The organism is Marinifilum caeruleilacunae (genome assembly GCF_013141825.1).
Taxonomy (GTDB): domain Bacteria; phylum Bacteroidota; class Bacteroidia; order Bacteroidales; family Marinifilaceae; genus Marinifilum; species Marinifilum caeruleilacunae.
In genome coordinates this window covers 1-1,968 of sequence record NZ_RZNH01000082.1, presented here as the reverse complement: position 1 = coordinate 1,968, position 1,968 = coordinate 1, and the positions used below count along the sequence as shown (strand labels likewise).

The window sequence follows — 1,968 nt, the reverse complement described above, 5'->3', positions numbered from 1 at the left end:
ATCATAATAACTCTCTGAATACTATATAAATATAGCAAAAAAATCTCTAAAAACCTCGCTACTACTACTGTTTTTCAATAACTTACACTCTTAACTTAATGACATTGAGCTCGCGCCAGCGGCCGATACAAACTCGGACCATCTGGGGCAAAACAAAATATAATTACCTTTATACAGGCAAAGAGTTCATTGATAGTTTGGGGGTAAATTGGTACGACCACCATGCTCGTTATTACGACGCCGAGATTGGCCGTTGGTTTGCCATTGACCCGGCACTGCAGGCTTCGAGTCCTTACTTGGCTATGGGGAATAACCCGATGATGATGGTGGATGAGGATGGGATGACCTGGGGCATATTTAAAGCCATAGGCAATGCCTGGGACTGGGCATGGGACAAAGGCAACCAGTTTGCAAAATGGGCACAGCAAAATGGAATCCCCGATGCCAGTTTTGGAGTAGGGATGAATTCTGGTGGACAAGTTAATCCGCTTGTAAATGTTAATGGGCAGGAGGTTGATTTAACAGGCGAAGCAGCAAGCATAAATAGGGGAATCGCCTATGCAATGAGTTCTTTTACTTCCCAAAGAGATTTGGTAAAAAGAAAGTTTCCTTATGTTACTGTAGATCCTTTAATTTTTAATGGCGCATGGACTTACGATCCGAACGATTGGTTTTCGGCACACAAAACATTAGAAGATGTAATATACGAAGAGTGGTACAAACGTTCTAGCGGAAGAGTAGAAATGACCGATAGCCCAATTGATTATTTATTGGGAGCGGGAATTGGTAAAGCATTTTTGAATGGTGGTAGAAAGTTAGTTGTTAAGGCGGCTGTTAAGGGTGGGAGTAGGAAGGCTTCTGTAAATGGTTTGACTTCCACTTATGATGGAGTAAGAGCTGCCTCAGCTTATTTACAAAAAAAAGGTGTGCCAAGAGTATATAGAAAAGAAATACTACAAAGTTTTGATGTTGAAACCATTTCATTACGAACAGCTGGAAATAGAACATATGGAATAAGGTTTTATGGAGGAGCAGCCGAAGCAAAAGGTAGATACCTATTCCCTACTTTCACAAATTATACTAACAGAACTGGATTAGCATTGCCTAACAAGTGGAATAATATGACTGGTTTAAAGCAATTCAAAATTAGAACTAATACAACTTATATATACGGAAGAGCAGCACCTCAAGGTGGTATATACACTGGAGGAAGCTATCAAATGTACATTCATAATTTAAAAGATTTAATTCCATAAATAATGAAAAAAGAGGACTTTATTAAGCAAAAAGAAAACCTTTTGGTATTTGTAACAAAAGTATCTAAAACGAAAGAATTGAAAGAATCTGATAAAATTTCCTTAGTTAAGCTTACTGCTATTCTGAATGAGTACACTTTTGAGAATCGTATTGAAATTAAAGGTTTATTAAGTAGAATAATTATTGATAGTCTTGAATTAGACTATTCGATTGGTGAAAAATTTATTGAATTTGATAACAATATTCGATAATATAATCAATTTACTGAACCCCATCTATCGCGAGTTTGCACTGTCTGCTGGTGCGAGTGTTTCACTCGTACCTGTTTTCAAAGAAAATAAAGGAAAATAACACAAGCCATTTGCAGAGCACTGTTAGTGCCTTGTGTATAGGCTGAGTGTGAGCTGTAAGTTGGGTTAGCGGGAGTGTGAAAAAGAATTTTTAAGGAGTAATTCGGATTTGGTAGAGGCCACACGAAAGGAGTAGTTTCAATAATCTCGTAAACTGGGTACGTGCGGCAGCGAGGGGCACCTTGATATTGAATTGTTGTAATTGCCTGTATGCACAGGACACGAGCTACAAGCTCGCGCCCAATGTCATTAAGTTAAGAGTGTAAGTTATTGAAAAACAGTAGTAGTAGCGAGGTTTTTAGAGATTTTTTTGCTATATTTATATAGTATTCAGAGAGTTATTATGATGAAAAAAAACTAC

Annotated in this window: 2 protein-coding genes; both read left to right on the top strand. The window is 37.7% G+C overall.

Translation table 11 applies throughout. The features are described from left to right. The first annotated feature begins 98 nt into the window (after window positions 1-98). Window positions 99-1,256: an RHS repeat-associated core domain-containing protein gene (locus ELS83_RS22140; protein WP_216616748.1), complete on the top strand. Its 1,158-nt coding sequence runs from the start codon at window positions 99-101 to the stop codon at window positions 1,254-1,256. Between the two features lie 3 nt (window positions 1,257-1,259). Continuing rightward, window positions 1,260-1,508 (top strand): hypothetical protein, encoded by a 249-nt coding sequence (locus tag ELS83_RS21540; protein WP_171597607.1) that lies wholly within the window; start codon window positions 1,260-1,262, stop codon window positions 1,506-1,508. The last annotated feature ends 460 nt before the right edge of the window (window positions 1,509-1,968 follow it).